This window comes from Niabella sp. ZPM-14, assembly GCF_055693045.2.
The window spans coordinates 4,196,097-4,222,414 of sequence record NZ_CM181148.1 but is presented as its reverse complement, the minus strand read 5'-3'; the positions used below and the strand labels follow the sequence as shown (position 1 = coordinate 4,222,414).

General features: G+C 45.0%; 29 protein-coding genes and 1 pseudogene. 18 read left to right on the top strand and 12 right to left on the bottom strand.

Annotation, left to right across the window (positions count from 1 at the left end; all coding sequences use genetic code 11):
* Nucleotides 1-14: 14 nt before the first annotated feature.
* The 4 genes from ACU37H_RS18020 to ACU37H_RS18005 all read right to left on the bottom strand — a co-directional run bounded on the left by ACU37H_RS18020 (nt 15) and on the right by ACU37H_RS18005 (nt 3,037).
* Nucleotides 15-620, bottom strand: coding sequence for a hypothetical protein (locus tag ACU37H_RS18020; protein WP_472704473.1), 606 nt, complete (start codon nt 618-620; stop codon nt 15-17).
* A gap of 105 nt (nt 621-725) precedes the next feature.
* A complete protein-coding gene (locus ACU37H_RS18015) occupies nt 726-1,961 on the bottom strand; it encodes an MFS transporter (protein WP_472704475.1) in 1,236 nt (411 codons plus the stop codon).
* A gap of 98 nt (nt 1,962-2,059) precedes the next feature.
* The gene (gene aroQ / locus ACU37H_RS18010) at nt 2,060-2,491 is read right to left on the bottom strand and encodes a type II 3-dehydroquinate dehydratase (protein WP_472704477.1); all 432 of its coding nucleotides are present in this window, start codon (nt 2,489-2,491) and stop codon (nt 2,060-2,062) included.
* A gap of 153 nt (nt 2,492-2,644) precedes the next feature.
* On the bottom strand, nt 2,645-3,037 hold the full coding sequence (locus tag ACU37H_RS18005; protein WP_472704479.1) for a hypothetical protein: 393 nt from the start codon (nt 3,035-3,037) through the stop codon (nt 2,645-2,647).
* Nucleotides 3,038-3,190: 153 nt separating this feature from the next.
* On the opposite strand from ACU37H_RS18005, the gene recN reads away from it, so the two are divergent.
* Genes recN through ACU37H_RS17990 form a run of 3 tightly spaced genes read left to right on the top strand, consistent with a single transcriptional unit; the run spans nt 3,191 to nt 5,947 of the window.
* Nucleotides 3,191-4,861: a DNA repair protein RecN gene (gene recN, locus ACU37H_RS18000; RefSeq protein WP_494407570.1), complete on the top strand. Its 1,671-nt coding sequence runs from the start codon at nt 3,191-3,193 to the stop codon at nt 4,859-4,861.
* Between the two features lie 11 nt (nt 4,862-4,872).
* The gene (locus tag ACU37H_RS17995) at nt 4,873-5,079 is read left to right on the top strand and encodes a hypothetical protein (RefSeq protein ID WP_472704483.1); all 207 of its coding nucleotides are present in this window, start codon (nt 4,873-4,875) and stop codon (nt 5,077-5,079) included.
* A gap of 13 nt (nt 5,080-5,092) precedes the next feature.
* On the top strand, nt 5,093-5,947 hold the full coding sequence (locus ACU37H_RS17990; protein ID WP_472704485.1) for a phosphatase PAP2 family protein: 855 nt from the start codon (nt 5,093-5,095) through the stop codon (nt 5,945-5,947).
* Between the two features lie 59 nt (nt 5,948-6,006).
* On the opposite strand, the gene ACU37H_RS17985 is transcribed toward ACU37H_RS17990, so the two are convergent.
* Nucleotides 6,007-6,465 (bottom strand): PDDEXK nuclease domain-containing protein, encoded by a 459-nt coding sequence (locus tag ACU37H_RS17985; RefSeq protein WP_494407618.1) that lies wholly within the window; start codon nt 6,463-6,465, stop codon nt 6,007-6,009.
* 171 nt (nt 6,466-6,636) lie between these two features.
* Nucleotides 6,637-7,008: pseudogene (locus tag ACU37H_RS17980) on the bottom strand (DUF1016 N-terminal domain-containing protein); the annotation flags it as partial.
* A 96-nt stretch (nt 7,009-7,104) separates the two neighbouring features.
* Here ACU37H_RS17980 and ACU37H_RS17975 point away from each other — a divergent pair.
* A complete protein-coding gene (locus ACU37H_RS17975; RefSeq protein WP_472704487.1) occupies nt 7,105-7,926 on the top strand; it encodes an enoyl-ACP reductase FabI in 822 nt (273 codons plus the stop codon).
* Between the two features lie 113 nt (nt 7,927-8,039).
* Here ACU37H_RS17975 and ACU37H_RS17970 read toward each other — a convergent pair whose 3' ends face one another.
* From ACU37H_RS17970 to ACU37H_RS17955, 4 genes are read right to left on the bottom strand one after another with little or no spacing between them, the layout of a single operon-like run.
* Nucleotides 8,040-8,417: a retropepsin-like aspartic protease gene (locus ACU37H_RS17970; protein ID WP_472704489.1), complete on the bottom strand. Its 378-nt coding sequence runs from the start codon at nt 8,415-8,417 to the stop codon at nt 8,040-8,042.
* A 33-nt stretch (nt 8,418-8,450) separates the two neighbouring features.
* A complete protein-coding gene (locus tag ACU37H_RS17965; protein ID WP_472704491.1) occupies nt 8,451-9,284 on the bottom strand; it encodes an amidohydrolase family protein in 834 nt (277 codons plus the stop codon).
* A 47-nt stretch (nt 9,285-9,331) separates the two neighbouring features.
* On the bottom strand, nt 9,332-10,186 hold the full coding sequence (locus ACU37H_RS17960) for a fumarylacetoacetate hydrolase family protein (RefSeq protein ID WP_472704493.1): 855 nt from the start codon (nt 10,184-10,186) through the stop codon (nt 9,332-9,334).
* 34 nt (nt 10,187-10,220) lie between these two features.
* Nucleotides 10,221-10,985, bottom strand: coding sequence for an SDR family NAD(P)-dependent oxidoreductase (locus ACU37H_RS17955; RefSeq protein ID WP_472704495.1), 765 nt, complete (start codon nt 10,983-10,985; stop codon nt 10,221-10,223).
* A 503-nt stretch (nt 10,986-11,488) separates the two neighbouring features.
* On the opposite strand from ACU37H_RS17955, the gene ACU37H_RS17950 reads away from it, so the two are divergent.
* The 4 genes from ACU37H_RS17950 to ACU37H_RS17935 all read left to right on the top strand — a co-directional run bounded on the left by ACU37H_RS17950 (nt 11,489) and on the right by ACU37H_RS17935 (nt 13,762).
* Nucleotides 11,489-12,136 (top strand): hypothetical protein, encoded by a 648-nt coding sequence (locus tag ACU37H_RS17950; RefSeq protein ID WP_472704497.1) that lies wholly within the window; start codon nt 11,489-11,491, stop codon nt 12,134-12,136.
* Between the two features lie 182 nt (nt 12,137-12,318).
* The gene (locus tag ACU37H_RS17945; protein ID WP_472704499.1) at nt 12,319-12,816 is read left to right on the top strand and encodes a DinB family protein; all 498 of its coding nucleotides are present in this window, start codon (nt 12,319-12,321) and stop codon (nt 12,814-12,816) included.
* A gap of 5 nt (nt 12,817-12,821) precedes the next feature.
* The gene (locus tag ACU37H_RS17940; RefSeq protein ID WP_472704501.1) at nt 12,822-13,277 is read left to right on the top strand and encodes a GNAT family N-acetyltransferase; all 456 of its coding nucleotides are present in this window, start codon (nt 12,822-12,824) and stop codon (nt 13,275-13,277) included.
* 68 nt (nt 13,278-13,345) lie between these two features.
* Nucleotides 13,346-13,762 carry a DUF6157 family protein gene (locus ACU37H_RS17935; RefSeq protein WP_472704503.1) on the top strand — a complete coding sequence of 139 codons (417 nt, stop codon included), beginning with the start codon at nt 13,346-13,348 and terminating at the stop codon, nt 13,760-13,762.
* Between the two features lie 71 nt (nt 13,763-13,833).
* Here the strand turns inward: ACU37H_RS17935 and ACU37H_RS17930 are convergent, their stop codons facing one another.
* A complete protein-coding gene (locus ACU37H_RS17930) occupies nt 13,834-14,157 on the bottom strand; it encodes a ferritin family protein (protein WP_472704505.1) in 324 nt (107 codons plus the stop codon).
* Nucleotides 14,158-14,423: 266 nt separating this feature from the next.
* Between ACU37H_RS17930 and sufB the strand changes: the two genes are divergently transcribed.
* From sufB to ACU37H_RS17880, 10 genes are all read left to right on the top strand, one after another.
* The gene (gene sufB, locus ACU37H_RS17925) at nt 14,424-15,908 is read left to right on the top strand and encodes a Fe-S cluster assembly protein SufB (protein WP_472704507.1); all 1,485 of its coding nucleotides are present in this window, start codon (nt 14,424-14,426) and stop codon (nt 15,906-15,908) included.
* 94 nt (nt 15,909-16,002) lie between these two features.
* Nucleotides 16,003-16,392, top strand: a complete 390-nt coding sequence (locus ACU37H_RS17920) for a four helix bundle protein (RefSeq protein ID WP_472704509.1) — start codon at nt 16,003-16,005, stop codon at nt 16,390-16,392.
* A 40-nt stretch (nt 16,393-16,432) separates the two neighbouring features.
* Complete coding sequence (sufC, locus tag ACU37H_RS17915; protein ID WP_472704511.1) at nt 16,433-17,182, top strand: Fe-S cluster assembly ATPase SufC; 750 nt, start codon at nt 16,433-16,435, stop codon at nt 17,180-17,182.
* Nucleotides 17,183-17,206: 24 nt separating this feature from the next.
* On the top strand, nt 17,207-17,779 hold the full coding sequence (locus tag ACU37H_RS17910) for a Uma2 family endonuclease (protein ID WP_472704513.1): 573 nt from the start codon (nt 17,207-17,209) through the stop codon (nt 17,777-17,779).
* Nucleotides 17,780-17,863: 84 nt separating this feature from the next.
* On the top strand, nt 17,864-19,168 hold the full coding sequence (gene sufD / locus ACU37H_RS17905) for a Fe-S cluster assembly protein SufD (RefSeq protein WP_472704515.1): 1,305 nt from the start codon (nt 17,864-17,866) through the stop codon (nt 19,166-19,168).
* Between the two features lie 135 nt (nt 19,169-19,303).
* Nucleotides 19,304-20,548: a SufS family cysteine desulfurase gene (locus ACU37H_RS17900; protein WP_472704517.1), complete on the top strand. Its 1,245-nt coding sequence runs from the start codon at nt 19,304-19,306 to the stop codon at nt 20,546-20,548.
* A 279-nt stretch (nt 20,549-20,827) separates the two neighbouring features.
* Nucleotides 20,828-21,262: a SufE family protein gene (locus ACU37H_RS17895; RefSeq protein WP_472704519.1), complete on the top strand. Its 435-nt coding sequence runs from the start codon at nt 20,828-20,830 to the stop codon at nt 21,260-21,262.
* Nucleotides 21,263-21,306: 44 nt separating this feature from the next.
* Nucleotides 21,307-21,618, top strand: a complete 312-nt coding sequence (locus ACU37H_RS17890; RefSeq protein ID WP_472704521.1) for an SUF system Fe-S cluster assembly protein — start codon at nt 21,307-21,309, stop codon at nt 21,616-21,618.
* Nucleotides 21,619-21,691: 73 nt separating this feature from the next.
* Nucleotides 21,692-22,159: an RrF2 family transcriptional regulator gene (locus ACU37H_RS17885; RefSeq protein ID WP_472704522.1), complete on the top strand. Its 468-nt coding sequence runs from the start codon at nt 21,692-21,694 to the stop codon at nt 22,157-22,159.
* Nucleotides 22,160-22,294: 135 nt separating this feature from the next.
* A complete protein-coding gene (locus tag ACU37H_RS17880; RefSeq protein ID WP_472704524.1) occupies nt 22,295-22,507 on the top strand; it encodes a putative periplasmic lipoprotein in 213 nt (70 codons plus the stop codon).
* 66 nt (nt 22,508-22,573) lie between these two features.
* Here the strand turns inward: ACU37H_RS17880 and ACU37H_RS17875 are convergent, their stop codons facing one another.
* On the bottom strand, nt 22,574-26,317 hold the full coding sequence (locus tag ACU37H_RS17875) for an ATP-binding protein (protein WP_472704526.1): 3,744 nt from the start codon (nt 26,315-26,317) through the stop codon (nt 22,574-22,576).
* Between the last annotated feature and the right edge of the window lies 1 nt (nt 26,318).

The following is a 26,318-nucleotide window of genomic DNA, read 5'->3' as shown; positions in this document are numbered from 1 at the left end:
GATAAAAGTATGTTTCAGCCTATATACTTCATTCCATATTTTAGGGTCATTTCGACCTCTGTTTCAACCCGGTAAAAAGGAAAATTACCGGTTCTATCTGGCGTTGTAAGTACTAGTAAGGGGAAGGATTGCCTGATAGGAATTTTACCATTTAAAAAAATTTGGGGGATCGCAACGACCTGATAAGCGTCATCTGCCTCGCTTAGGGTTATAGACCTGGCTTTAAAATAACCCGGAGCTCTGAATCCCCAGGTGTAAAGGCCGCTTTCATCACACTTTCTGTAAAGTGAAAACAGCATGGCCGAGTCCTCAAAAGACTTTAGCGAATCGTTGCCATCAATTAAAATTTTAGAAAAAATAATTTCGTCGGCGACTTGTTTACCGAGTTTATATTCGATCAACCTTACAGTAAGCAGGCAATGCCTATCGGCTTCATCCAACATCACTAATGTAGACCTTCTGCTATTGCTTTCGACGTGTTGACCATCGTCATAAGTAACGGTCTGCGTTAGAGTCTCCAGTGGAAATAATTTAAATTTCGTTGTATAGACCTGCGCCTGTCCGACAGCTGTGATATTGATTACAAAACAAAATAAAAATAGCAGTATAGATGTTTTCATGGCAGCAAAATTTAGATTTGGATTGATAAAACTTAAAAGTACTGAAAAACTCAACCAACAACATACACGGGTGGTACTATCGCATTTTACAAACGAATATCCCGCTTACGCCTCCTCAAAATTCAGATCCTTGTGAAAAGTTTCCCTCGAAGTAATGACAGCAATCGTACATAAAACAAATACCAGCACACAGGTATAAATACCACCATTTACATAGCCGACGCCCGGCAAGCTTCTTAAAAATTGGAATAACATCAACATTAAGGGAACAGTTCCTCTCACCATGTTGGGGATGGTTGTCGCCGCCGTAGCACGCAGATTCGTACCGAACTGTTCCGCACCAATGGTGACAAAGATGGCCCAGAAGCCGGACGCAAAGCCCAGCGCCGTGCACAGGGCATACATCAGAAACGCGCTTCCATTCCACTGTACCGTAAAATACAGCACCATAAACAGTGCTGTGAACGCATAAAAAACATACAAGGCTTTCTTCCTGCTTTTCAGCCACTGGCTCACGAGACCAATCGTCACATCGCCCACCGCCAACCCGGCATAAGAAAACATAATGGCTTTGCCGGGATCAATAGGCTCATCGATTCCAAAGGCCTCGCCGAATTCCCGGCTGAAAGTGATCAGGAGGCCAATCACCAGCCAGGTTGGTACGCCGATCAATATGCTCTGAACATAGCGCAGCAGGCGATCCCGGTTATTGAGCAGCATAAAAATATTTCCACGGCTCACCGCTTTCTCTTTCATTTTTTTGAACATCCCGGACTCCAGCACGGACACCCTAAGCGCCAGCAACGCTAATCCCAGGCCACCGCCGATAAAATAACAGGTGCGCCAATGAAAGTTCTCTTTGATGAAAAAAGCAGCTACTGCCCCGGTGATACCAAAACCCGCCACGATTGATGTGCCGATGCCCCGCTTTTCTTTCGGCAACAATTCAGCTACCAGCGTGATGCCTGCACCCAATTCGCCAGCAAGGCCGATGCCGGCCACAAAACGGATCCATTTATATTGCTCGACCGTCTGAACAAAACCATTGGCAATATTACCCAGCGAATACAGCAATATGGAACCAAAAAGCACACTGCTCCTCCCCTTCTTATCCCCAACGATCCCCCATAAAATACCTCCCAGCATCAGACCGGTCATCTGCCAGGAAAGAATGCTTTCCCCATCTGTCGTTATCTGATCAGGCGTAAGCCCCATCTCCCGCAAACTCGGTATCCGTATGATCCCGAAAAGCAGGAGATCATAAATATCCACAAAATAGCCCAGCGCCGCCACGACAACGGTAAGGTTGAATATCGAAACACTTTTATTAGTAGCCTGCATTCGTTAGTTTTTCAATCACAGTTAATGGATGTCTTTACATTGCTGTTATATTATACACTTCCGTTATTGCCTATTGCCCATTGCTCATTGCCTATTGTCTATTGCCCAGCGCCCTTTCCTAAAAAATACTCCACCGCCAGACGGTATCCTTCCAGCCCCAGCCCGCAAATCGTTCCCGCAGCCTTGGCGCTTACATGAGACAGTTTCCTGAATTCTTCCCTCGCATGCACGTTGCTGATATGCACCTCCACCACCGGCGCTTTGATAGCCGCAATACAATCACCAATCGCTACGGAAGTATGCGTATAGGCGGCGGGGTTTAAAATAATTCCAGCTGAAGTTGCCCCGTGCTGCTGCAGCGCATTTACCAACTCCCCTTCCACGTTACTTTGAAAATAGTCAAAGGTTACCTCAGGATATTTATCTTTCAATGTCTTTAAAAACGATTCAAAGCCTTCTGAACCATAAATACCGGGCTCTCGCTGTCCCAAAAGATTCAGATTGGGGCCGTTTATAATTGAAATTTTCATTTACAATAATTTATTAATTCATTTGAATGATAAAAGAAGAAATCAGGCCTCATGACCAGCTTGCCTAATGACTGCCATCAATCTGGTTTACACAAGATCACGCAACTTTCTAAAAATCTGCCCGGAAGCGATTGTCTGCACAAGATAAAATTATCACCTGAAAAAGAACAGTAAGGGTTTAAAATAACCGAACAAATCCCAAAACCAGCGGTTACTATCTTTACGCGATTCACCACAATCGATACTACAGGCATGAAAGGACAGCTTTCTGAATAAGCCATTCGATCCTGTTTTTCTGGCCCAGATCATCACCTTATACGCATACACATGTCCCAGTATTTCTACAATCAAAGAATTCAGCCGGATCCTCAGGGGCCGGTGAAATAGCGCTTCATAATCTTTAAGGATTAATAACGCCAGCGTTTCTACATTTTTCCAACTCTGACGAATGAGGCTTCTTAATGCGTAATTAGCACTCAGGTGAACCGTCTGCGGCTTAAAGTTGACCGACACCACACAGCCTTCTATGTCATAATGTTTATCCAATAATTGTGTCTCCGGCGCTAATTTACATCTTCTTATTATCGCAACTGATCTTATCCTGAAATTTCCGCTAAACAGCATCTCCGCGGTCCGGGGGCCGGACCCAATTCCAGGGAAATTATTCGTCATTTGGGTATTCTATGAATAAAAAATTTCGTGTACGTTTGTCAGGTGTTACACCATTTGTCTATAAACAATTACGCCATCATCGATGCCCTGGAAATTGACTTTTCCAAAGGGATGAATATTATCACCGGCGAGACCGGTGCTGGTAAATCAATTATCATCGGTGCACTCAATCTTATACTCGGAGAAAGAGCCGACACGTCGGCACTCGTCAATAAGGAGAAAAAATGTATTATCGAAGGCAGCTTCCAGGCAGGCGGAAACAGCATGATCGGCCGTTTTCTGAAAGATCACGACCTGGATGAATTGCCGCAATTGATGGTCAGACGGGAAATCGCCACCACCGGCAAAAGCAGGGCCTTCATCAACGACACACCTGTTAACCTGAACCAGTTGCACCAACTGAGCGAGCTCCTGGTAGATCTTCATCAGCAGTTTGACACCCTTTCGCTCAGCGACAACCAGTTCCAGATCAATGTCATCGATGCTCTAGCAGATGCACAGGGATTAGTAGCCGCTTACCAGTCTGTCTTCGATCAATGGAAAAATAGTGGCAAAAAACTGGGTGAACTCAAGGAACAGCAGCTCCAGTTTGAGCGCGAAAGTGATTATAACAAATTCCAATATGAAGAGCTGGCATCCTTACAGCTACGTGAAAATGAGCTAGAGGAAATAGATGCCGAATTGAAAGTACTTTCTAATGCTGAAGGTATTAAAAGCACACTCAGCCGGGCCTATAGCGAACTGGCCGAAAGTGAACAACCGCTGACTCAGCAACTGAAAAGTCTGGTACAATTGCTGAACGGGTATGGGAGTTATCACAAAGAGCTACCTGCGATCATTGAACGCCTGCAAAGCGCGCAGATCGAACTGAACGATATCGCCTCAGATCTGGATCGATTAAATGATACGATCAGTTATGATGCTGAAAAAATAGATACGCTGAACGAGCGAATGTCCGCCGGGTACCGATTACAGAAAAAGCATGGTGTGCAAACCACCAACGAGCTGCTTCAAATCCAGCAGGGACTGGAGGAAAAACTGCAGGCTGTTCTGAATATAGGCGATCAGATCAGTGAGCTGGAACGTGCTACCGCCGCTTTGCATCAGGAACTCACTAACCTGGGTAATAAAATCTCGCAAGCGCGGAAGAAACAGCTACCAGCTTTCGAAAAGAAAGTGAACCAGATGCTGGCGCAGGTGGGCATGCCCAATGCGGTATTAAAAGTATCCATGCAGGCACAATCACCTACCCGTTATGGAATTGACGATATTGAATTCTTGTTTGATGCGAATAAAAGCGGGCAATTTAAGCCCGTACGGAAAGTGGCCAGTGGTGGTGAGCTCAGTCGTTTAATGTTGTGTATCAAGAGCCTTGTAGCGGAAAAGATGGACATGCCTACCCTAATTTTCGATGAGATTGATACAGGGATTTCCGGGGAAGCTGCTAAACAAGTGGGAGTAATCATGAAAACACTGGCAGCCAACCGGCAGGTGATTTGTATTACGCATCAGCCGCAAATTGCGGGCAAGGCGGACTCGCACTTCTTTGTCTACAAAGAAATGAAAGGAGAAAAAGTGAAGACGAACATCAGGCAGCTGGACAATAAGGAACGCATCACGACCATCGCGAAAATGTTGGGTGGAGAAAAGCCCACTACAGCAGCTTTGGAAAATGCAAGGGAAATGATTCAGCATTAAAATCAATCTACATGAAGCTTGTACTCATCTGCTGCCTCTTGGCCATTATGGTAATTGGTGAACTCTACACCTACCGTTATTTGAACAACAAGCTGATGTCAAGCAGAAGTACTTTCGGGCTTATTTTCTTCGCTGTCTTATTGTTTGCGGCCATGGCCGCCATTTATCTCGCCGGCCTTTTTAGCATAAGCTGGCTCTATGATTATCTTACATTATAAACTTCCGTAAAGATTGATTACCAACCGCTCTTTTAAACGATATATAACATGGAAACGATCGGTCCTGTTAGGACTGGCCAGCGTTTTGGGCATCAGCGCCACATCGCAGGTAGACAGTGCCTGTTTCAAAGAATCCGCAACAACAATCATCAGCGACAGCATTCTTCCTATTTATTACCAGCATGAAAAACTGGACAAGACCTTCATTGTTGATGGGGTTAAAGATGGGGCACACGTAGCCACGCGTCCACTGCGTTGGCAAAAGCAGGACTGGATCCGGTTTTCCCTGCTGGCAGGAGCGACAGGCACCGCGCTGCTTTTTGATAAGGAGATCAAAAGCGTGTTCCTTCATAACCAGAACCCATTCAGTAATAGCATTGCTGATGTGGTCGAACCAGTCGGTGATTTTTACGGTCTTTTGGTGTTTCCCGTTGTTTATACTGCCGGATTGGCTACGGGCAGCCGGCATGTGCAGAGCATTGGGCTGAGAGGCAGTAAGGCCATGGCGATTACCGCTACCCTGACACTTCTTTCTAAAAATCTGATCAGGCGGCAACGTCCTGATGCAACGAACAATCCTTATCAATACGCAATGCCGTTCAGCAAGAAGGGCTTTACCTCTACTCCATCTGCTCACGCCGCCATTGCCTTTACCATGGCCACCGCGCTGGCAGAGGAATTTCCAGACCAGAAATGGCTGGCTCCGGCAGCGTACTCCCTGGCATCGCTGACAGCGCTTTCCCGCATTTACCATAACCGGCATTGGGCCAGCGATGTGATCATTGGTGCGGCATTGGGCCATTTTGTTACAAAAGCCGTTTATGCAGCAGGACAAAAAAGACATCGTATGCTGCCTACCTTCCGTTGATTGTTCCAGATCGCGAAAAGGCACTCCCCTCCCAAAAACATAATTGGAGCCTTGGCTAACTACTTTCTATCGAAATGGTCCAGTTCTTTCTGAACCTCATCTAACAATTGCTTTTCTGTTGGTAAATACAATTTGTATTGGCTGGCAACAATTTGCTTTTGACCTTCAGGAAGCGTAAATTTTACAACCGCATCATTTTTGTCGGCACACAGCAATATGCCTATTGTCGGATGCTCATGGCCGAGCTTTTCCACACGATCATAATAGTTGACATACATCTGTAACTGGCCGATATCCTGGTGGGTCAGCCTGGCGGTTTTTATCTCAACAATAACAAAACATTGCATCAGGCGATTGTAGAACACCAGGTCCACAAAAAATTCATCCCCTTCGATATGTATTCGTTTTTGCCGGGCAACAAAGGAGAAACCGTTTCCCAATTCTAATAAAAATTCCTGCAGGTGAGATATAATAGCACTTTCCAGGTCCTTTTCGTAGTAAGCGGCCTCTCTTTTCAATCCTAAAAACTCTAGAAAGATAGGGTCTTTGATGATCTCTGTTGCATCAGACGGAAGCTTTTCATTTTTTGCTACCGCCAGAACACTCTTCTTATCACTGCTTTTCAACAGACGCTCAAATAAATTACTGTGTATTTGCCTTTCCAATTGACGAACTGTCCAGTTGTTTTTTATTGTTTCGGCAATATAAAACTCCCGTTGTTCCTGTAGGTCCAGGCTTAAAAGCATCTTATACTGGCTCCAGCTCAATTGCGTCCACAGTGTAGACGCAATTGGAAAAGTGCGATAAAACTGTCGGTATCTTTCCATTTGCCGCACAGAAAAGCCGCTTCCAAATTCCGGCTGCAGCTACCCGGACAAGTACTTAATCAGATACGAACCGTAATCTGCGCGATCTTTTCCTTCCTGCTCTTCTTCAAAAATGCGCTTCCCGATATGCCAATACATCAGTGTCCGTTGATGATCGACAGCCCGGGCAGCGGTCTCCCTGGATTGCGCAATAATATCTTTTATATCTGAAACAATAGATCGGTTAACAAGCATAGCAGTAGGTGTAGGTTATTGAACAATGAATATACAATTTCCAAAAGCGTAAATCAAAAATCATTCTTACATTTACCGCCTAATGTATTTTACAATATGGCTTATAATCTTTTAAAAGGAAAGAAAGGAATAATATTTGGCGCATTGGATGAGAAATCCATCGCCTGGAAAACAGCGCAAAAGTGCTATGCAGAAGGCGCAGAGATCGTGCTGACCAATGCTCCGGTAGCCCTTAGAATGGGAGCCATCAACCAATTGGCCGCTGAGTGCGGCAACGCTCCAGTTATTGGTGCAGATGTGACTAATATGGATGACCTGAAAAATCTGGTTGAGCAATCGATGCAGCATTTTGGCGGAAAACTGGATTTCATCCTGCATTCTGTGGGTATGGGCCTGAACGTGCGCAAGGGGAAACATTATACAGAAATGAATTACGAGTGGAACCAGAAGACCTTTGACATTTCTTCTATGAGCCTGCATAAGATTCTCAAAACAGCCTGGGAACTGGATGCTTTGAATGAGCATGCCAGCGTAGTGGCGCTTACTTACATCGCGGCGCAGCGCGTATTCCCGGATTATAATGAGATGGCAGATGCGAAGGCATTATTGGAAAGCGTCACTCGTATGTTCGGCTATTACTACGGAGAGAAAAAGAAAGTACGTGTCAATACCATTTCTCAATCTCCTACTCCAACTACAGCCGGAAGCGGTGTTAAAGGCTTTGACAGCTTTATCAACTATGCTGAAAAAATGAGCCCCCTGGGCAACGCTCCTGCCGAAGCCTGCGCCGATTATATCGCGGTGATGTTCAGCGACCTCACTAAATATGTGACGATGCAGAACCTCTTCCATGACGGAGGCTTTAGCTTCACCGGTGTAACGCCAAAGGTATTAGAAGCGATGGGTAGTGGTGAGTGAGAAGCGATACCTATCAGATAAAGAATAATTATCATCATAATCGAAATAAAAAAAGGAAAAGCAGTTTATTGTTTTTCCTTTTTTTATGGTATCTCCTGCGATCTTTTAAACCGCTAAATCAATTGTAGTTTAGCGACTTTGGGGTCCACTTCTACGATATCATATTCGAAATTTAACTTGATCCGCCATTTCTGAAGCGTAGCAGCGCCAATGATGGCTTCTTCACTAAGATTGGGAACCACAAGAAACTCATCCGACAACAAAACATCATTGATATAAAAATCGAGACTAATTCGATATTTCACTTCTATAAACAATCCCTCGCTTGCAGTAGCCAATTTTCGCACGCGTCCTAAAGCCTGCATCTCGCCTATATCAGCGATATAGTCCGGATGGATACATGATAAGTTGGCACCGCTGTCAAACAACGTATATAAGGTCTTTTCACCTTTAGAACCAACATATAAAAGCGGTAATTTTATTGTTCGCATATCATTACCTGTTGATAAGGTCCGCATCAATGACTATAGCCGGTAAAATTTCACCGCGTTTCCCCCATAAAAAGCCTTCTTTTCCGCCTCTGAAAAAGAAGCAAAATATTTATCAACGATCGCTTTCATCTTCTTGTAAGAAGCCGCCACAAGACATACCGGCCAGTCGCTGCCATACATGATCCTCTTCGTTCCAAACGCTTCCACCACCACATCCAGATAAGGGGTAAAATCGGACGGCTTCCATTGCTTCCAGTCCGCTTCGGTAACCATTCCACTGACCTTGCACCATACATTGGGAAGCTGAGCAATAGATTGGATATCCTGTTTCCATCCGTCAATAGTTCCCTTTTTAATATAGGGTTTGGCCAGATGATCGATCACAAATTTCTGGTAGGGAAACGCTTCGGCCAGCTTTTTAGCATATTTCAGCTGGTCAGGGAAGATCAGTATATCATAGGTGAACTGATGATTTTCCAATAGCCCTATGCCGTTCATAAATGCCTTTTTCAACATCAACGCCCGGTCCTGCTCCCCTTGTAACACATGGCGAAAGCCTTTCATCTTTTTGTAGTAACTGTAATGCGCCAGCTTTTCGCTGATATCCCGTGCCCGGAGATCCACCCAACCGACAACCCCTTTTACAAAGTCATGTTGCATGGCGTTATTGAGCTGGAAGATGTTTTCTACTTCCGATTGATCGCTCTGCACGACTACGCAGCCATCGAGACCATTTTCCTGCAAAACAGGTTTCAATTGTTTGGGCAGGAAATCTCTCTGAATCGCTCTCATCGAATCATCGATCCAGCTATCCCGCACGGGGTCGAACACCCAGAAATGCTGATGTGCATCTATTTTTGGAACCATAACAATTGATTACAAGTATTACATATACAATAAACCGTCGACCGGTCTTATCTGCTCCACGCAACACAGGTCTGTGAAGAGGTTCCTAATCCATCGATACCCAGTTCCACTACATCACCAGGTTTCAGGTAAATGGAAGGACTGAATCCCATACCCACACCGGCTGGCGTGCCTGTAGATATTACGTCTCCGGGTAATAATGTCATGAATTGACTTACGTACGAGATCACGTGAGGCAATTTAAAAATAAAATTAGCGGTGGTTCCGTCCTGCATAGTTTGACCGTTTACTTTTAACCACAAGCGCAGGTTATCCGGATCCGCAATTTCATCCCTGGTTGCCAGGAAGGGTCCTAACGGTGCAAAAGTATCACAACCTTTACCCTTATCCCAGGTGCCCGCGCGCTCCAATTGAAACTCGCGTTCGCTCACATCGTTGTGCAGCACATATCCCGCTATATAATCCATAGCTTCGGCTTCTTCCACATAACTTGCTTTTTTGCCAATCACCACTGCCAGCTCCACTTCCCAGTCTGTTTTTACCGAATTCCGGGGGATAACGATATGATCGTTAGGGCCGCAAAGAGATGTGGTAGATTTCATAAAGATCACCGGTTCGGCTGGAACCGTAGCGCCTGTTTCTTTGGCGTGGTCGGCATAGTTCAGGCCAATACAAAGGATCTTGGAAGGACGCGCTACCGGGCTGTCCAGCCGTTCATTGTCATTTATCTTGGGCAATGTGCCCTTGTTATCTTTCACAAATTTTTCCAAACGGGCCAGGCCGTTGGTTTCAAAAAATTTCTCGTTATAATCTTCGCCAAAGGCAGAAGTGTCGTACTTAACATCGTCAATAATAACGCCTGTTCCGATTTCGCCAGGCTGACCGAATCTGATTAGTTTCATTTATAATTGATTATTTGAAATAGATAGATATATTTTAATTATTAAGCTTGATAAAGCCACCGTCAATCGGGTAGTCACAGCCTGTAATAAAAGAGGCCTCATCGCTGCATAGATAGAGAATCAATGCGGCAATTTCATCGGGCTTCGCCATGCGTCCGATAGGTTGGGTCTGTGAAAGTTTCTCAAACATCTCTTCTTCACGACCCGGATAGTTTTTCGCTAAAAATCCATCCACAAAAGGCGTATGCACCCGGGCGGGGGAAATACAGTTGCAGCGGATATGATCCTTGATGTAATCTTTGGCCGTAGAGAGGGTCATCGCCAATACCGCGCCCTTACTCATACTGTAAGCAAACCTGTCGGGAATGCCCACACTGGAAGCAATGGACGCCAGGTTTAAAATGACGCCGCCTCCATTCTTTTTCATCAACGGAATAGCGGCATACAGGCAATTATACACCCCTTTTACATTCACATTAAATACTTTGTCGAAATCTTCCGCAGTAGTGGTCTCCACTTTACCGATATGCGAAACACCAGCGCTGTTTACTAATACATCAACGCCGCCTGCTGCGGCAAAAGCGTCGACAACTTCCTGCTGGTTCACTACGTTGAGCGGCATGGCACTTGCTGTGCCTCCGTTAGCTTTGATTTCCTCAACCGTTTTTTCTGCCGCCTCCTTATTGAGATCGGCTACAAAGACCTCGGCACCGGATTGGGCAAACAGCAAACATACGGCTTTGCCTATCCCACTTCCGCCACCGGTTACAATCGCTTTTTTCTGGCTTAACTGAAACATGTTAGGTTTTTTTTAAAAGTCGGAAGGTACTGCTTATTCGGTGCAGAATAAAAAAATGCATATGAAACTTTGCATGATCTCCGCTTCCTTGTTATTAACATCTCATTAGTTCCCGCTCCTTGCGTACCAACTCCGCCAGGAAGGATGTATAAATCCGGTTTCTCTTACACAAGCATGATATGCCAGGCATTTGAGCCGGCTATCATAACCCCCACTTTCGGAAGCCTCAATCGCCCGGTTAAAACGTTAAAAATAAGTTATATGCATTTTATTTTTAATTCTTTTTTTCTGGCAATAGCAAGCATAGACAAAACTCCTGAACCGCCCTTCCCTGCTGCATTCCAGCAGATTTAAAACAAGTCATTTTTAAGTACAGCCGCGAACAATATCATTTTTTTCATAATATGAAACTCGCGCTGTTTGCAACGATTTCCTGTAATTATCCTCTAAATGGGCATAAACAGTTAAACTAATTTTTCATTTAAACTTTTAAACCAATTATTATGAGAGCCTCTATTTTATTCGCAGTGTTATCGGTGTTAGTTATTTCATGCGGCCGACCGTCTATTTACAAATCGGCGCATTTTAAAAAAACGATCCGGAGTCACCAATCCGTGGCTATCCTGCCTGCAAGTGTCAGAACGAAATTGCGCCCGGGCAACGCAAAACGCATGTCGCTGGAAAAGCTGAATCAGCTTTCGGAACAGACAGGATATGACGTCCAAAGCAAAATGTTTTCCTGGCTGATGAAAAGATCTGGAAAAAAGAATTACTCAGCGAGAATACAAGATGTCGGGCAAACTAACCGTTTACTTAAACAAGCAGGCATTTCTTATGATCAGATAGATGAAATAGGTGCTGATAAGTTAGCCGATGTATTAGGAGTGGACGGCATCATTCAGACTAATATCATTTCTGCAAAACCCATTTCTACAGGTACAGCTATTGCTTTAATAGCGCTGGACTTTGAGTACCTGGGCGTGACAACCAATGTGGTAGAAACAACCATAAACGTAAAAGACGGACATTCGGGAAAGGAATTATGGAGATATGATTTCACAGCGGATGGTGCTATCGGCTCGTCCACAAAAAGGCTGGTGCACCGATTGATGAGGAACGCATCGAGGAAGTTTCCTTATATCACAAAGTGATCCACTTAATGTCATAAAAAAGATGCGCTCGGCGGCGCATCTTTTTTTGCACTGTATACCCCCCTGCGGTCCTTTAACCGGACATAGAACCCCGACATGAAAGACCCCTTCTCCTGCGAAGGCTTTTGTACTTCCTTATTTTTTAATATCTTCATTCTTTACTCCAATACTGTCGAATTAATATGGAAACGCAGCAACAATTGGCCTACGACATTACAGATGTGTTCGGTGGACTGTCCCAGATTATTGGACTTTTAAATTCGGATCAGCTCAATAGGGTTCCTTTTGAAGGCAGCTGGACGATTGGCCAGGTTACAGAACACATCATTAAATGCAGCAGCGGTATCCCCGACGGGGAGGCAACGACAACGGACAGAAGCTTCGACCAACATACGGCCATGCTGCGGGGCCTGTTCGAGAACATGGATTTGAAGGCGAAAGCCGACCCTTCCTTATGGCCGCAGGACCCGCCTCACGATCTGGAACTATTGCTGCAACAGATAGAAGAAAATAAACAGACCTTACTACAGATTACACTGCAGTCAGATCTGACCGCACTATGTATGGAAATGGAATTCCCGACAGTAGGCTATTTAACCCGATACGAATGGCTTAGTTTTATCGTAGTGCATACACACCGGCACATCCGGCAAATCAGGAATATCCTGCACCAATTATAACTCCTATGATAACGATTCGAAACGCAACGCTTGCTGATCTGGACATGCTACTCGGGTTTGAACAAGGCATTGTCGAAGCAGAACGCCCCTTCGATGCGACGATGGTAGCCACCCACTTCCATTACTATGATCTTGCTGAAATGATCGGCGATGATGATTGTACCGTTGTGGTCGCTGAAGCAGACGGCGTGCTCATAGGCAGCGGTTCTGGCCGCATCCAGGAAGGAAAGCCTTTTAATAATTTTGAACGTTATGCGTTTTTAGGTTTCATGTATGTATCACCCGATTTCCGTGGCCGCGGCATCAACGCGAAGATCATCGATGCTTTATGCAGCTGGGCAAAAAGCAAAGGATTGGATGAAGTGCGCCTGCAAGTATACAGCGAAAATACAGGCGCCGTGAAGGCCTACGAGAAAGCAGGATTCAAGCCACTCCTGACCGAAATGAGGTTGGCTACCTGATCTGAACCCTACTCGCCGTATCAGGCCCGAACGCAACATGCAATGGATACCACCTCTAAACAGATATCATGAAACAGCATACCACCAATTACTTTAATACCTTTATTGAAATCGCCGAAGATTGCCCCGTTGACGTTGCAGAACAACCCAAACGAAAAGGCGACAACAAGACCGTTGCCCAATTACAATACGATCTGATTGCAAAACATCCCTATCAGCACACCTCGGATGACGTCATTTTTCAGGTGTATGCCCGGCGAAACGAGCTTACCCGCGCTGAGCTGGTGGAAGCAAGAAATGTTTTCTTTTCGAAAGGACAACCTTGCCTGCGCGCTTCCCCGCTTACAAAAAGATATGGCTTCGGCGTCCACTTCAACGAAGAAGGCAAAATTGCATTGTATGAGGCAGGATCCAAAGACTACGCCCGCTTCCTGTCTGATCCAGCCGTTAAAAAAATAAAGGCGATGCGCAGTTCCCGGAAATAACCGAGCCGCTTTTGCACAAAAACGCAGCTGCTTCTTTATGGAACAGCTGCATTAATAAACAGGTAAATTATTTATTCTTCCTCTTCCAGCTTCTGTTCCGCCTTTTCGCCATTCTCTACAATATCTCCGGGCTTGAACAAAACGTTCTTCACAATCAGCCGCCAATCCTCCTTTTTTCGCAGTAAAAATTCCAGGTCCATCGCGAAATGGATGAATTCTTCTTTTTGCGCCTGCTGCATGATCTTTTTCGCTTCTTCATCCTTCTCTACGTGAATGCGCTGTTCATACCAATCGATAGCCTCCGCCTCTTCTATCAGTGAACGGACCATCCTGGCAAAAGTTCTGACAGGTTGTGATAATTCCTCAGGGGGTTCATGATACTGATCAAATCCCATAGTTTTCGATTTTAACGTAAATAACTTATTAACAATCATTGAAGGGCAATTATTGCGCCAAGGCAACTTCCGGGACATGCTTACCACCAGGTGATGTAACATTTACGAATTTTGCCTTTATCAACCACCTCCCGATATGCAAGGCAGAGCAACTGGATTAGCCAGCACCCTACCATCAGCGCGATCAATATTGCTATTGAAAAAATTTATAAAAACCAGCCGGGCTTCATTTATACTTTTTAGTATAAATAATCTACCTTTGCAGCATGAATACAGATACAGAACAATTAATCAAGCCCGAAACCAGCGAGGCGGAGTTGGATCCCATTGAAAGCCACGTAAACAGTGAATATAAATATGGTTTTGTAACTGAAATCGAATCTGAATCAGCACCAAAAGGTCTTAGCGAAGAGATTGTACGTTTTATCTCCGCAAAAAAAAATGAACCGGAATGGATGCTGGAATGGAGATTAAAGGCCTATAGCCAATGGCAAAAGATGAAAGAGCCTACCTGGGCCAACGTCACCTTTCCCGCGATCGATTATCAGGACGTAATATATTACTCTGCTCCCAAGCAAAAGGTTAAACCCAACAGCCTGGACGAAGTAGACCCCGAGTTGATCAAAACTTTTGAGAAACTGGGTATTTCACTGGAAGAGCAAAAACGGTTGACGGGAGTAGCGGTAGACGCGGTAATCGACAGTGTCTCTATTGGCACTTCTTTCAAAAAGCAACTAAGCGAACAGGGTATCATTTTCTGTTCGATGAGCGAAGCGATCCAGGAGCATCCCGACCTCGTACGCCAGTATTTAGGAAGTGTAGTGCCGGTGACCGACAACTATTTTTCAGCGCTCAACTCTGCGGTTTTTAGTGACGGATCTTTCTGCTTTATTCCAAAAGGAGTTCGTTGCCCGATGGAGTTGTCCACGTATTTCAGGATCAATGCTGAAAATACAGGGCAGTTTGAGCGCACGTTGATCGTCGCAGAAGACGACAGTTATGTGAGCTACCTGGAAGGTTGCACAGCCCCGATGAGAGATGAAAATCAATTACATGCAGCGGTTGTCGAAATTGTTGCTTTAGATAACGCTGAGGTAAAATACTCTACTGTGCAAAACTGGTACCCTGGTGATAAAGAAGGAAAAGGTGGTATCTACAACTTCGTAACCAAAAGGGGTATTTGTAAAGGTGTTAATTCCAAGATCAGCTGGACACAGGTAGAAACGGGCTCCTCGATCACCTGGAAATACCCAAGTGTGATCCTGCAGGGAGACAATTCCAATGGGGAATTTTACTCTGTAGCCGTTACCAACAATCGTCAACAAGCTGATACGGGAACAAAAATGATCCACCTCGGCAAAAATACGAGAAGTCGAATTGTAAGCAAAGGTATATCAGCCGGTTACAGCAACAATAGTTACCGTGGTTTAGTGCGGGTGGGAAAGAACGCCAGCAATGCCAGGAACTTTTCGCAATGTGATTCCCTGTTGCTCGGTGATAAATGCGGCGCCCACACTTTCCCCTATATCGAGGTAAAAAATAATACCGGTGTCGTAGAACATGAAGCGACTACCTCTAAAATCGGTGAAGATCAGATCTTCTACTGCAACCAACGGGGGATCGACACTGAAACAGCAGTGGCATTAATCATCAATGGTTTTGCAAAAGAGGTGATGAACCAATTACCGATGGAATTTGCTGTGGAAGCTCAAAAATTACTGGCTATCAGCCTGGAAGGAAGCGTTGGGTAAATTTTTAGATGAGTTCGAGGTTTGACGTTTAAAGTAAGAATGGAAGACAAACTTTCTCTACCTTTAAAACAACCTGAAACATCAAATTTTACCCATGGCTACGATAGCACGTTTTGAAGACCTTGAAATATGGCAGGAGGCAAGGACACTTTCAAATAAAATTAATTTAATAGCTACTCAGACAGACCTGAAAAGTGATTATCGTTTGAAAGATCAGATTAAGGCATCAATAGGTTCCACTATGGACAATATTGCTGAGGGCTTTGAAAGAGGAAGAAATGGAGAGTTTAGGCAATTTTTAGCAATCGCCAAAGGCTCATGCGGAGAAACAAGGTCTCAGTTATACCGGGTGTTTGACTGGGGTTATATAAAAGAAAATGAGTTTATCATGCTCAAATCTGAGCTGGAATACCTTAGCGGAAAAATTAGCAACTTTATTAATTATCTAAACAAAACAACGTTTAAAGGAATAAAGTATCGGTAACAGACATCAAACCTTAAACTTTAAACAAACAAACAAAAACATGTTAACAATTAAAGACCTGCGCGCAGGTATTGAAGGCAGAGAAATATTAAAAGGAATCAATTTACAAATAAATCCCGGAGAAGTACACGCCATCATGGGACCCAATGGTTCTGGTAAGAGTACGCTCGCTTCCGTGTTGGCAGGTAAGGAAGATTATGAGGTGTTAGGCGGATCTGTTGAATTTATGGGCAAAGACCTGTTGGACCTGGCGCCGGAAGAGCGTGCCGGCGAAGGGGTGTTTTTAAGCTTCCAGTATCCGGTTGAAATTCCGGGCCTGAGCACGACTAATTTTATGAAGACTGCGGTAAACGAGATCCGTAAATACCGTGGCGAAGAGGAACTAGACGCCGTTTCCTTCCTCAAAAAAATGAAGGAAAAAATGGCCCTGGTAGAAATTGATCAGGCAATGTTAAGTCGTTCCTTAAACGAAGGTTTCTCCGGGGGCGAGAAGAAGCGCAACGAAATCTTCCAGATGGCCATGCTGGAACCTAAATTAGCGATCCTTGATGAGACAGATTCCGGACTGGATATCGACGCGATCAGGATTGTAGCAAACGGCGTTAATAAACTGCGCAATAGCGAAAATGCTGTGCTTTGTGTTACCCACTACCAGCGCCTGTTGAATTATATCGTTCCCGATTTCGTGCACGTTCTGTACAATGGCCGCATCGTGAAATCCGGTACCAAAGAACTGGCCTACGAGCTGGAAGAAAAAGGCTACGATTTCATTAAGAGCGCAGTTGTTTAATTTTAGGCAACCAAATTAAAGACAATGGCATATCCTGCAGCTAAACATATTTCCCCCGAGGTCTATCTAGAAGAAGAAAGAAAATCTCCTGTAAAGCACGAATATTTCAACGGGGACGTAACGGCTATGGCTGGTGCAAGCATTGCACATAACACCATAGTCTCTAATCTTATCGGTGAAACCAGAAATTTTCTTAAAGGCAAGGACTGTAATATATTTCCCAGCGACTTGCGGGTGAGCATTCCCTCCGTAGCGACCTACACCTATCCCGACGCTACTGTTATTTGCGGCGAACCGGAGGTGACCGATCAGCAAAAAGACACGGTTAAAAACCCTTCTGTCATTTTTGAAGTGTTGTCGCGTACCACCCGGGATTATGACACGATCCGTAAGTTTTTGTATTATCAAAGGATTGCATCGCTCAGGGAATACATTTTGATCGACAGTACATCGCAGTGGACGGCTGTCTATCAGCGGCAGGAAAAGGAACTTTGGAAAATTTCTGTAGCAGAAGGACCATCGGATCAGTTACTGGTGCCTTCCATTGATTTCAGGTTGCCTTTCGAAGAGCTATATGCCAACGTAAATTTAATATGATGATTAGCTAAGATAAAAAAGGAGACTCCGGTCAACCTATCGCATCATAATCATCCATCATCCAATTATTCACATTAAGTTTAAATGAACACAATATCATATTTTAAGGAACGTTTTGAAGAGCTTCAGGCAAATGCGGTGGATGCTCATATTAAAGGTATGAGAGATGAAGCCTTTGCTGAATTTGAGCAAACCGGCATCCCGACCGTTAAGCATGAAGAGTGGAAATATACCCGGATCAATGATTTTTTCAATAAAGATTATCACTTTACGACCGATCTGAAAGAGCAATCTTTTTCAGCGGCTGACCTGGAAACGTTGCAGCTTCCGGGACATGAAGAAGCCAACCTGATCGTTTTCGTGAACGGCCATTTTCACCCGGAATTATCTCACACCCGCTCTGAAGAGCTGGAGATCATTTCGCTTCAAAGCGCAGCCGGTCATGAAACGTATAGTTCCATCGTAAAAGAGCACCTGGGACATAGCGCTGATTATCACAAAGACGGTATCAACGCGCTCAACACGGCTTTTATCCAGGAAGGCGTATTTGTTCATGTTTTTAAAAGCCAATCGGCCAGTCATCCCATTTACCTGTACAATATTACCGACGCAAGAGCGGGAAACATTTTCGCGCAGCCGCGCAGCCTGGTTCACGTTGCGCAAAACGCTCAGGTGCAGATCGTGGAGACCTTTGTAACGCTGGGAGCCGATGAAAGCTTTACCAACCAGGTCATTGAGCTCGTGGTAGAGAAAGACGCCGTGCTGGATCTGTATAAAATTCAGAACGACGAAGCCAACTCTAAAGTGGTGAGCACCACGCATGTTCACCAGGTGGGTAAAAGCGTTGCCAACGTCGTTACCGTATGTCTGAATGGTGGCCTGATCCGCAACAACCTGAATATGGTGATGAGCGCGGAATATTGCGAGGCCAACCTGTTTGGCCTGTACCTGGGCGACCAGCAAACGCATATTGACAACCACACGGTGGTAGACAACCGGCAGCCCAACTGCCTGAGCAACGAATTATATAAAGGCGTGTTGAACGGTCATTCGACCGGCGTCTTCAACGGAAAGATATTTGTGCGCCAGATCGCACAGAAAACCAACGCTTACCAGAGCAACCGGAATATCCTGTTGTCTGAGAATGCGAGCGTGAACACGAAGCCGCAGTTAGAGATCTTTGCAGATGATGTAAAATGTTCGCATGGATGTACCGTAGGCCGCCTGGATGAAGATGCATTATTTTATATGCGCTCCCGTGGTATCGAAGAAAAAACGGCTACCTCTCTCCTGCTTCATGGCTTTGCTTTGGACGTATTAGAAAAGATCAAACACGAAAATGTAAGGGCTTTTGTGAATGAGCTGGTGACAAGAAAGCTGGATTTGTAAGCGGGTGCAGCTTATTTTTTGAACGCTGATGACGTAGCGAACGAGTCATGCTATCCTGGTTTGCAAAGCGGTATACCGTATACGTAGACAAATGCCAGCAGACATCGCCACGTGTATCTGATAAAATTATCCTTTATGGAAACATTAGTACAATCATACACGGCATTCGATGTAAATGCCATCAGGAAAGACTTCCCGATCCTGCAACGGAAAGTGAAGGGGCATCCTCTGGTGTACTTCGATAATGCTGCCACGTCGCAGAAACCACAAGCCGTAATCGATGCGTTAGTAAATTATTACAGTTTTAATAATGCGAACGTTCACCGGGGCATTCATTCCCTGGCCGAAGAAGCCACTGCAGATTTTGAGGCGACAAGAGACGCTGTTAAGACATTTATCAATGCAAACTCACGCGAGGAAATCATTTACACGCGGGGCACCACCGAAGGTATTAACCTGGTGGCCTACACCTGGGCAAGGCACAATTTAAAAAGCGGAGATGAGGTCATTATTTCCGGCATGGAGCATCATTCCAATATTGTACCCTGGCAGATCATATGCGAATTAAATGGCGCCCGGCTGAAGGTAGTCCCCATCAATGAAAACGGTGAATTGTTGATGGATGAGTTTGAAAAATTATTAAACGACCGCACCCGGCTGGTGGCGGTTAACCATGTCTCCAATGCCATGGGTACCGTCAACCCTGTAAAAGAGATCATTCAACTGTCCCATGAAAAGGGAGCTGTAGTGTTGATAGACGGAGCACAAAGCTCGATGCACCTGGATATTGACGTTCAGGATCTGGACTGTGATTTTTTTGCTTTTTCTTCTCATAAGCTCCTGGGGCCAACGGGCATGGGCGTTTTGTACGGCAAAAAAGCGTTGCTGGAAGCTATGCCGGTGTTCGCAGGCGGAGGAGAAATGATCAAAGAAGTGACGTTTGAAAAAACGACCTACAACGAGCTTCCGTATAAATTCGAAGCAGGGACGCCCAATATCGCAGACGCGATCGCGCTGAAGCCGGCCATAGATTATATCAATAACGTAGGTAAAGGCAATATCCGCCGGCATGAAGACCTGCTGTTGCAGCATGCCACCCAACAGTTGCGGGAAATTGATGGGCTGAAGATCATTGGTGATAACGATCATAAAGTAAGCGTGGTGTCCTTCGTGATTTCGGGGGTGCATCCGCAGGATATCGGCATTTTGCTCGATAATAAAGGCATTGCCGTTCGTACCGGACACCATTGCGCCGAGCCGCTGATGAATCATTTTTGCATCCCCGGAACGATCCGGGCCTCTTTCGCTCTGTATAATACAATGGAAGAAGTAGACCAGATGGTTGAGGCATTGAAAAAGGCGGTGAAAATTTTGAGGTAACGCGACGGCTGAGCCGGGGCCTACTTTTGATTAGGACCTTGTCAAAATAGAGTGATGCTATTCAGGCAAGAGGCAAATTAGGATCTTATCAAACCAAGTTATCGCTTATTGGCTCATGATACACTGTAGTGCAGACATCAATCCTGAAGCATTATATGAAGACATTGTAGAAATTGGAGAATGAACGGAAGTAGGGTCAGTTGTTCGCACACAGGAATATGCGAAGTTTCGTTTGACCAAAAAACGTCCGCCGTGGCGGATCAATAAAAAGATACTCGGATGAAAAAAACAATTGAAGAAATAGAAGCGGAGATCGTAGACGAATTTTCATTATTTGATAGCTGGGATGATAAATATGAATATATTATCGATCTCGGGAAGAAGCTCGCGCCTTTGCCTGAAGCGCATAAAAAGGACGAGAACAAAGTAAAAGGCTGCCAATCGACAGTTTGGCTGGTGGCTGAATACAAAGACGGGAATGTGTATTACCAGGCAGAAAGTGATGCCGTAATTGTGAAAGGGCTGATCAGTATGCTCATCCGCGTTTTGAGCGGTCATACGCCCGATGAGATCCTTAAGGCCGACATGGACTTCATCAATAAGATCGGGATGACCAGCCACCTCGCACAAACAAGGTCCAATGGCCTTCTGGCGATGGTGCGGCAGATGAAGCATTACGCACTGGCATTTAAAAGTTCAACATTTGAAGTGTAAGTTTAAACGTTGTACTTCCAACATCAAACTTTAAACAAACAAAAATGAACGAATCTGATATAAAAGACAAAGTGATCGAGGTGTTACAAACCATCTTCGATCCCGAGCTGCCTGTCAATATTTATGAATTGGGGCTGATCTATAAAGTCGAAGTCAATGAGGGTAACAATGTATTTGTATTGATGACCTTGACAGCCCCCGGCTGTCCGGCAGCACAAAGTCTGCCCATGGAGGTAGACCAGAAAGTGAGAGAAATAGAAGGGGTAAGCGACGTAATGGTTACCGTGACCTGGGATCCGGCATGGAATAAATCCATGATGAGCGAAGCAGCTCAGCTGGAGCTGGGCTTCATGTAAGAACGCAAATTAACACTGATCGTATCATATATTTAACTACTTAAAACCCTTCAAGGGAATCCAGGGGGCTGATATGAAGATTACTGCACAAGAAGAATATGGGTTAAGAATTCTCATCCGCATCGCATCGTGCAAAGACCACGAAGGCATGAGCATTCCGCAACTCAGCGACACGGAACAGTTGAGCCAGCACTACATTGCAAAGCTCACCAGGCTGCTGCGAATGGCCGGTTTTATACGAAGTACCCCTGGCAATAAAGGCGGCTATGTCCTCTCCCGCCCTGCTTCAGCAATAGTGATCAAAAACGTGTTGGAAGCGCTCGGCACGCCGCTGGATAAAGAATTTACGGATGAAACAGGCGCTGTGATGCGGTTTTGTACCAGTTCAGTCGATTGTTCCTCCCGGTCGCTCTGGCAAATGATACAGATGACTGTTAATAATTTGTTAGAACGAATCACTTTGCAGGATCTCGTTAGCGAGAATGACAGTCGAAAAACAATATTCGATGCACTTAGCCCCGAGTTTCTGAGCAAGTTATAAATTACAAAAAATCAAAACATTTATTTAACTTTTCACACGATAATTTTTTCTAAAAAATTGTTAGATCTGAGGGTTACCTCTTTCCCTTTTCGGTATTAATGATCAAATTATAATTTTAAAACAAAAAAGACAATCATGAAAAAATTCTTCGCAATTGCTTTGATCGCTGTTTCTTTCGCAGCTTGTAACAGTGCTGAAACTAACACTGAAGAGTCTGCAGAAGCTACTGCTGATTCTTTAGCTGCTTCAGTTGATGCTACTGCTGATTCTGCAAAAGCTACTATTGATTCTGCTGCTGCTACAGTTGATTCTGCTGCTGCTGCAACTGCTGATTCTTTGAAACACTAAGAAGCAATCAATAAGTTTTTATAGAAAGGGCCGGTTGACAATGTCAACCGGCTTTTTTTGTAGATCTTACCGGATCAGGGGCAACACAATATGAAAGGAAGTACCCTTGTCCACCTGAGTCTCAAAAGTAATTTCGCCGCCCGCCTGCTCTATGATGGTTTTACACATAGCCAGACCTAGTCCCGTACCGGAACTTTTCGTGGTAAAGTTGGGCATGAATATTTTGTTCTGCATGTCTTCGCTGATGCCTACGCCATTGTCCGCAACCGTCACAGATACCCTATTCCCCTCAATCCGCTCTTTCACATCGATCTTGCATTTCACATCTGGTCGCATAGCTTCGATCGCATTACCAAAGAGATTGGTAAAGACACGGTTCATCTGGGTTTTGTCCGCAAAAATATCAAGCGTCTGCGACAGCGGTTGCCAGGTCAGCTCCACTTCAGGGTTTTTGCTGTAGATCACGATCAGCGGCTGAATGACTTCGTGCAAATCAAAGATCTCCGTTTTTACCTGGTTGATATTGGCGAACTGAGAAAAGTCTGCAGCAATCTTTGACAGGTGATCGATCTGCTCCACCAGGGTTTTCGACACGTTGAATGTCAGTTGCTGCACATTCGGACTGTTATTGTCGATCGCTTTCTGCAAATATTGAAGACTTAGCTTCATAGGTGTTAACGGATTCTTGATTTCATGAGCCACCTGGCGGGCCATTTCACGCCAGGCCTCCTGTCTTTCCGATTTTGCCAGCGCATCCGCACTCACCTGTAACTTCGTCACCATCTTGTTATACTCCGCTACCAGGCTACCGATCTCGTCATTTTTTTCCCAGACGATCATTTCATTGTGCTTCGACAGGTTCACCTGCATCAGCTTGTCGCGGATCAGTGCAAATGAATGCGTGATCCGGTTCGTGATCAATAAAGCCACCAACCCTGTAATGAGGAAGATAAAAGCATTCAGGTTGATCAAAGTCACAAGGAATCGTGAGATCTCCTCATTCAGCACCTGTTCAGAAGTAAAATAAGGTATACTCAGATAAGCATAGAAAAAGCCGTCCTCATTGCGCAACGGCGCATACATATTAGTATACTTCAGATCAGACACCATCTCCTTCTGTGTATGCTCAATATGCCGGAGCCGAAGGAGATAATAATAAGCCCGCGGATCGATCTGGGTGCTCAGCACGCCTTTCTGGTAAATGTCGGGCTGGCTACTGGCCAGCAGCGTGCCTTTGAAATTATAGATATTGACATCAACACCATGTATATCCGCCACTCTTTTGATAATATCTTCCAGTCGTTGAGAACTTAAGGTATCCGCTTGTTCGTACACAAGAGAGCCGATCTCCTTTCTCGACTGCATTTCGTTCACCATGATATTCATCGTGCGGCTCAGATGTTCGCTATTGGAATCTTCAAAACGCTGGATAAAGAAAGAAATAGTGGCCATCCCGATCACGACAAAAGAAAGAAGCGTTATCAATATAAACGTATTGTGGATCTGCCCGCGGATACTGGCCGAGAACTGAAGCCGTTTTCTCAGCAGCTTTTTATTCAGGATCACATTCAGCAGGTTAGACACCAGCTGAATCAAAGCCACCAGGAAAAGAAAAGCACAGAAGATATAAGAGAACAGTGTAATCGTTTCGAGCACGCGCTCATTCTTCCGCGCCATCACCATCACCTTGTTGCTGCTCGGGCGGTACCAGAGCTCGCTGTACCCCTTATTATTTCGCAGCTCAAAAGTCGTTTTCGGTATTTGTGATGGGATAAGGTTGTAAGTAAACGGATACTTTTTAGATGACGCCACCAACAGTTTATTGGAGTATACGGCATAACTGTACACCGGGGAGTTGTTGAACTTCCAGTCACTGTATTGCCGGAAGAGCTCGGGGCTGATCACTGCCGGTGAGAATTTTTTCGGTTGAGATATGATGCAAACCGTTCCGATCGGTCGCCCTTCATCACTTTTGATGGGCCGGTAAGTGATGTAGGCAAACTTATCATAAGAGGGCTCATACAAATAAAGATCCGGCAGACTGGTCGAGTCCGACTGCCTTAATACGATCGTTTTAATAGATTCGTAGGACAAATTACCCGGGTTGAACAGCGGCCGGTTGGTGCTGTCAAAAAAATACAGGCTGCCCGAATAGTCGCGGATGTACCTCGAATAATTATTGGTGAGAATGCTGTCGCGCAGGAATTTATTGTCCTTTTCATTGTAGAGCCGGTAAAAATTATCCTGGAAAAAATCATTGTCCAGGTAGGTGTTGGCCATAATGATCAACCGCTCCGTAGCAGGATCGCTTTTGGTGTCCAGCTTTTCCAGGTACAGTTTCCGCTGGTTCAATTCGGCCTTGTCAATTTCAGACAACATCAATACCGAGATGCTGATCGAGAAGATGAATATCCAGATGACAATGCCCGAGATATTAAACCGGATCAGCTTATTGAGCGACCTTTCGTTGTTAAACAGGAACGTATATAACAGCAGCCAGGACAGGCAAAACAGATATAGCTTGGTAAGATAAGAAGGAGACAGTGCGATGTAAGAGAGCCCTGCCACCGCGATAAACAGGTAGATCAGATGCACCGACCCCGGAAACGCCGGGAACAAATACGTGTAAACAATGCGTGAAAAATAGTGAAAGCCCAGCGAAAGAAAAGCCAGTATGATAAAACCGACCGCAGTATAAATGCTCAGGCTGAAGAAGTTGGTTACGTCGAAGGATACTTGTGAGTTGGAAACGATACTCCTGACGACGTTCACCACCGTGAAGGTGAGCAATAGCAGGAATAGAATATATAATATACCTGCTAACCATTTCACTTTTCCAGGATGGCGCTGCGGGTTTTCCACGCCTTCCGGTTTGATGCGGTTCCAGATAAAGATGCCGAACCAGCAGAAAAGGGCACTGTTGATCAGCAACTCCCCCAGGCTCGGCAATAGCACGCCGGCATTGTACAACTCCGGGCGGAACAGTTCCAGCTGCGCCAGTCCGAAAGCATCTCTGAACACATATAAAAACACCCGGAACGTCAGTAAGCAGAGAATAAACAGGGGGATGTCAGCGAATTTATGTTTTCTGACAACATTCTTAAACAAGATAAAATAGGCTGCCAGGAATATAAAAAAGAAACTGATCAGCCTGATGATCACAAACCCGATATCGCTTCCTTTCAACACCGCGCCTGGCTTGAGCTTCAGGTAAAACAGCGTCTTCCCTGATAATGATCTGACCGGATAGTCATTGGGCTTGCTGGTAATATTAGCAACGCCATCCAGGTTGGTATTTAAGGGATAGGATTCCTTGAGGTTATCCGTCGTAATGAAAAACTGTGTTTTGATCGAAATCGCGTAGCTGATGTTTAAACCTTTCCTGAGAACGTTGGGCTTTTTCTTAATATAATAATAGCCATTCGCCAGCTGCAGAAATGCCTCGTCCTGCACACGGGCTAACACACTGTCCGGTACGATCGTGACAGCGGTGTTCCAGAACTTGAGGTACCGGCCATTGTTAATTTCCTGATATACGTAAAAATAATAAGGCTTGCCATACAGGTAGTCAAGATCTTTCTGCGTTTCCTTCGCGGTGCTGATCCGCCGGATCAACGCGGTATCGCTTAATACAGACGCGACGTCCCGCTCCTGCTCGTGAAGCTGCTCTTCCAGCTTTGCAACTGCATGCCTGAAAGACGCTTTTTCAGAAGCGGAAGTATGAAAAATAAAGGAGCCCGAGAATAAAGCCAGCGAACAGAACAATATGATGTAGCTCCAGAAATCCTTATTTTTAATGAACTTGGTCATT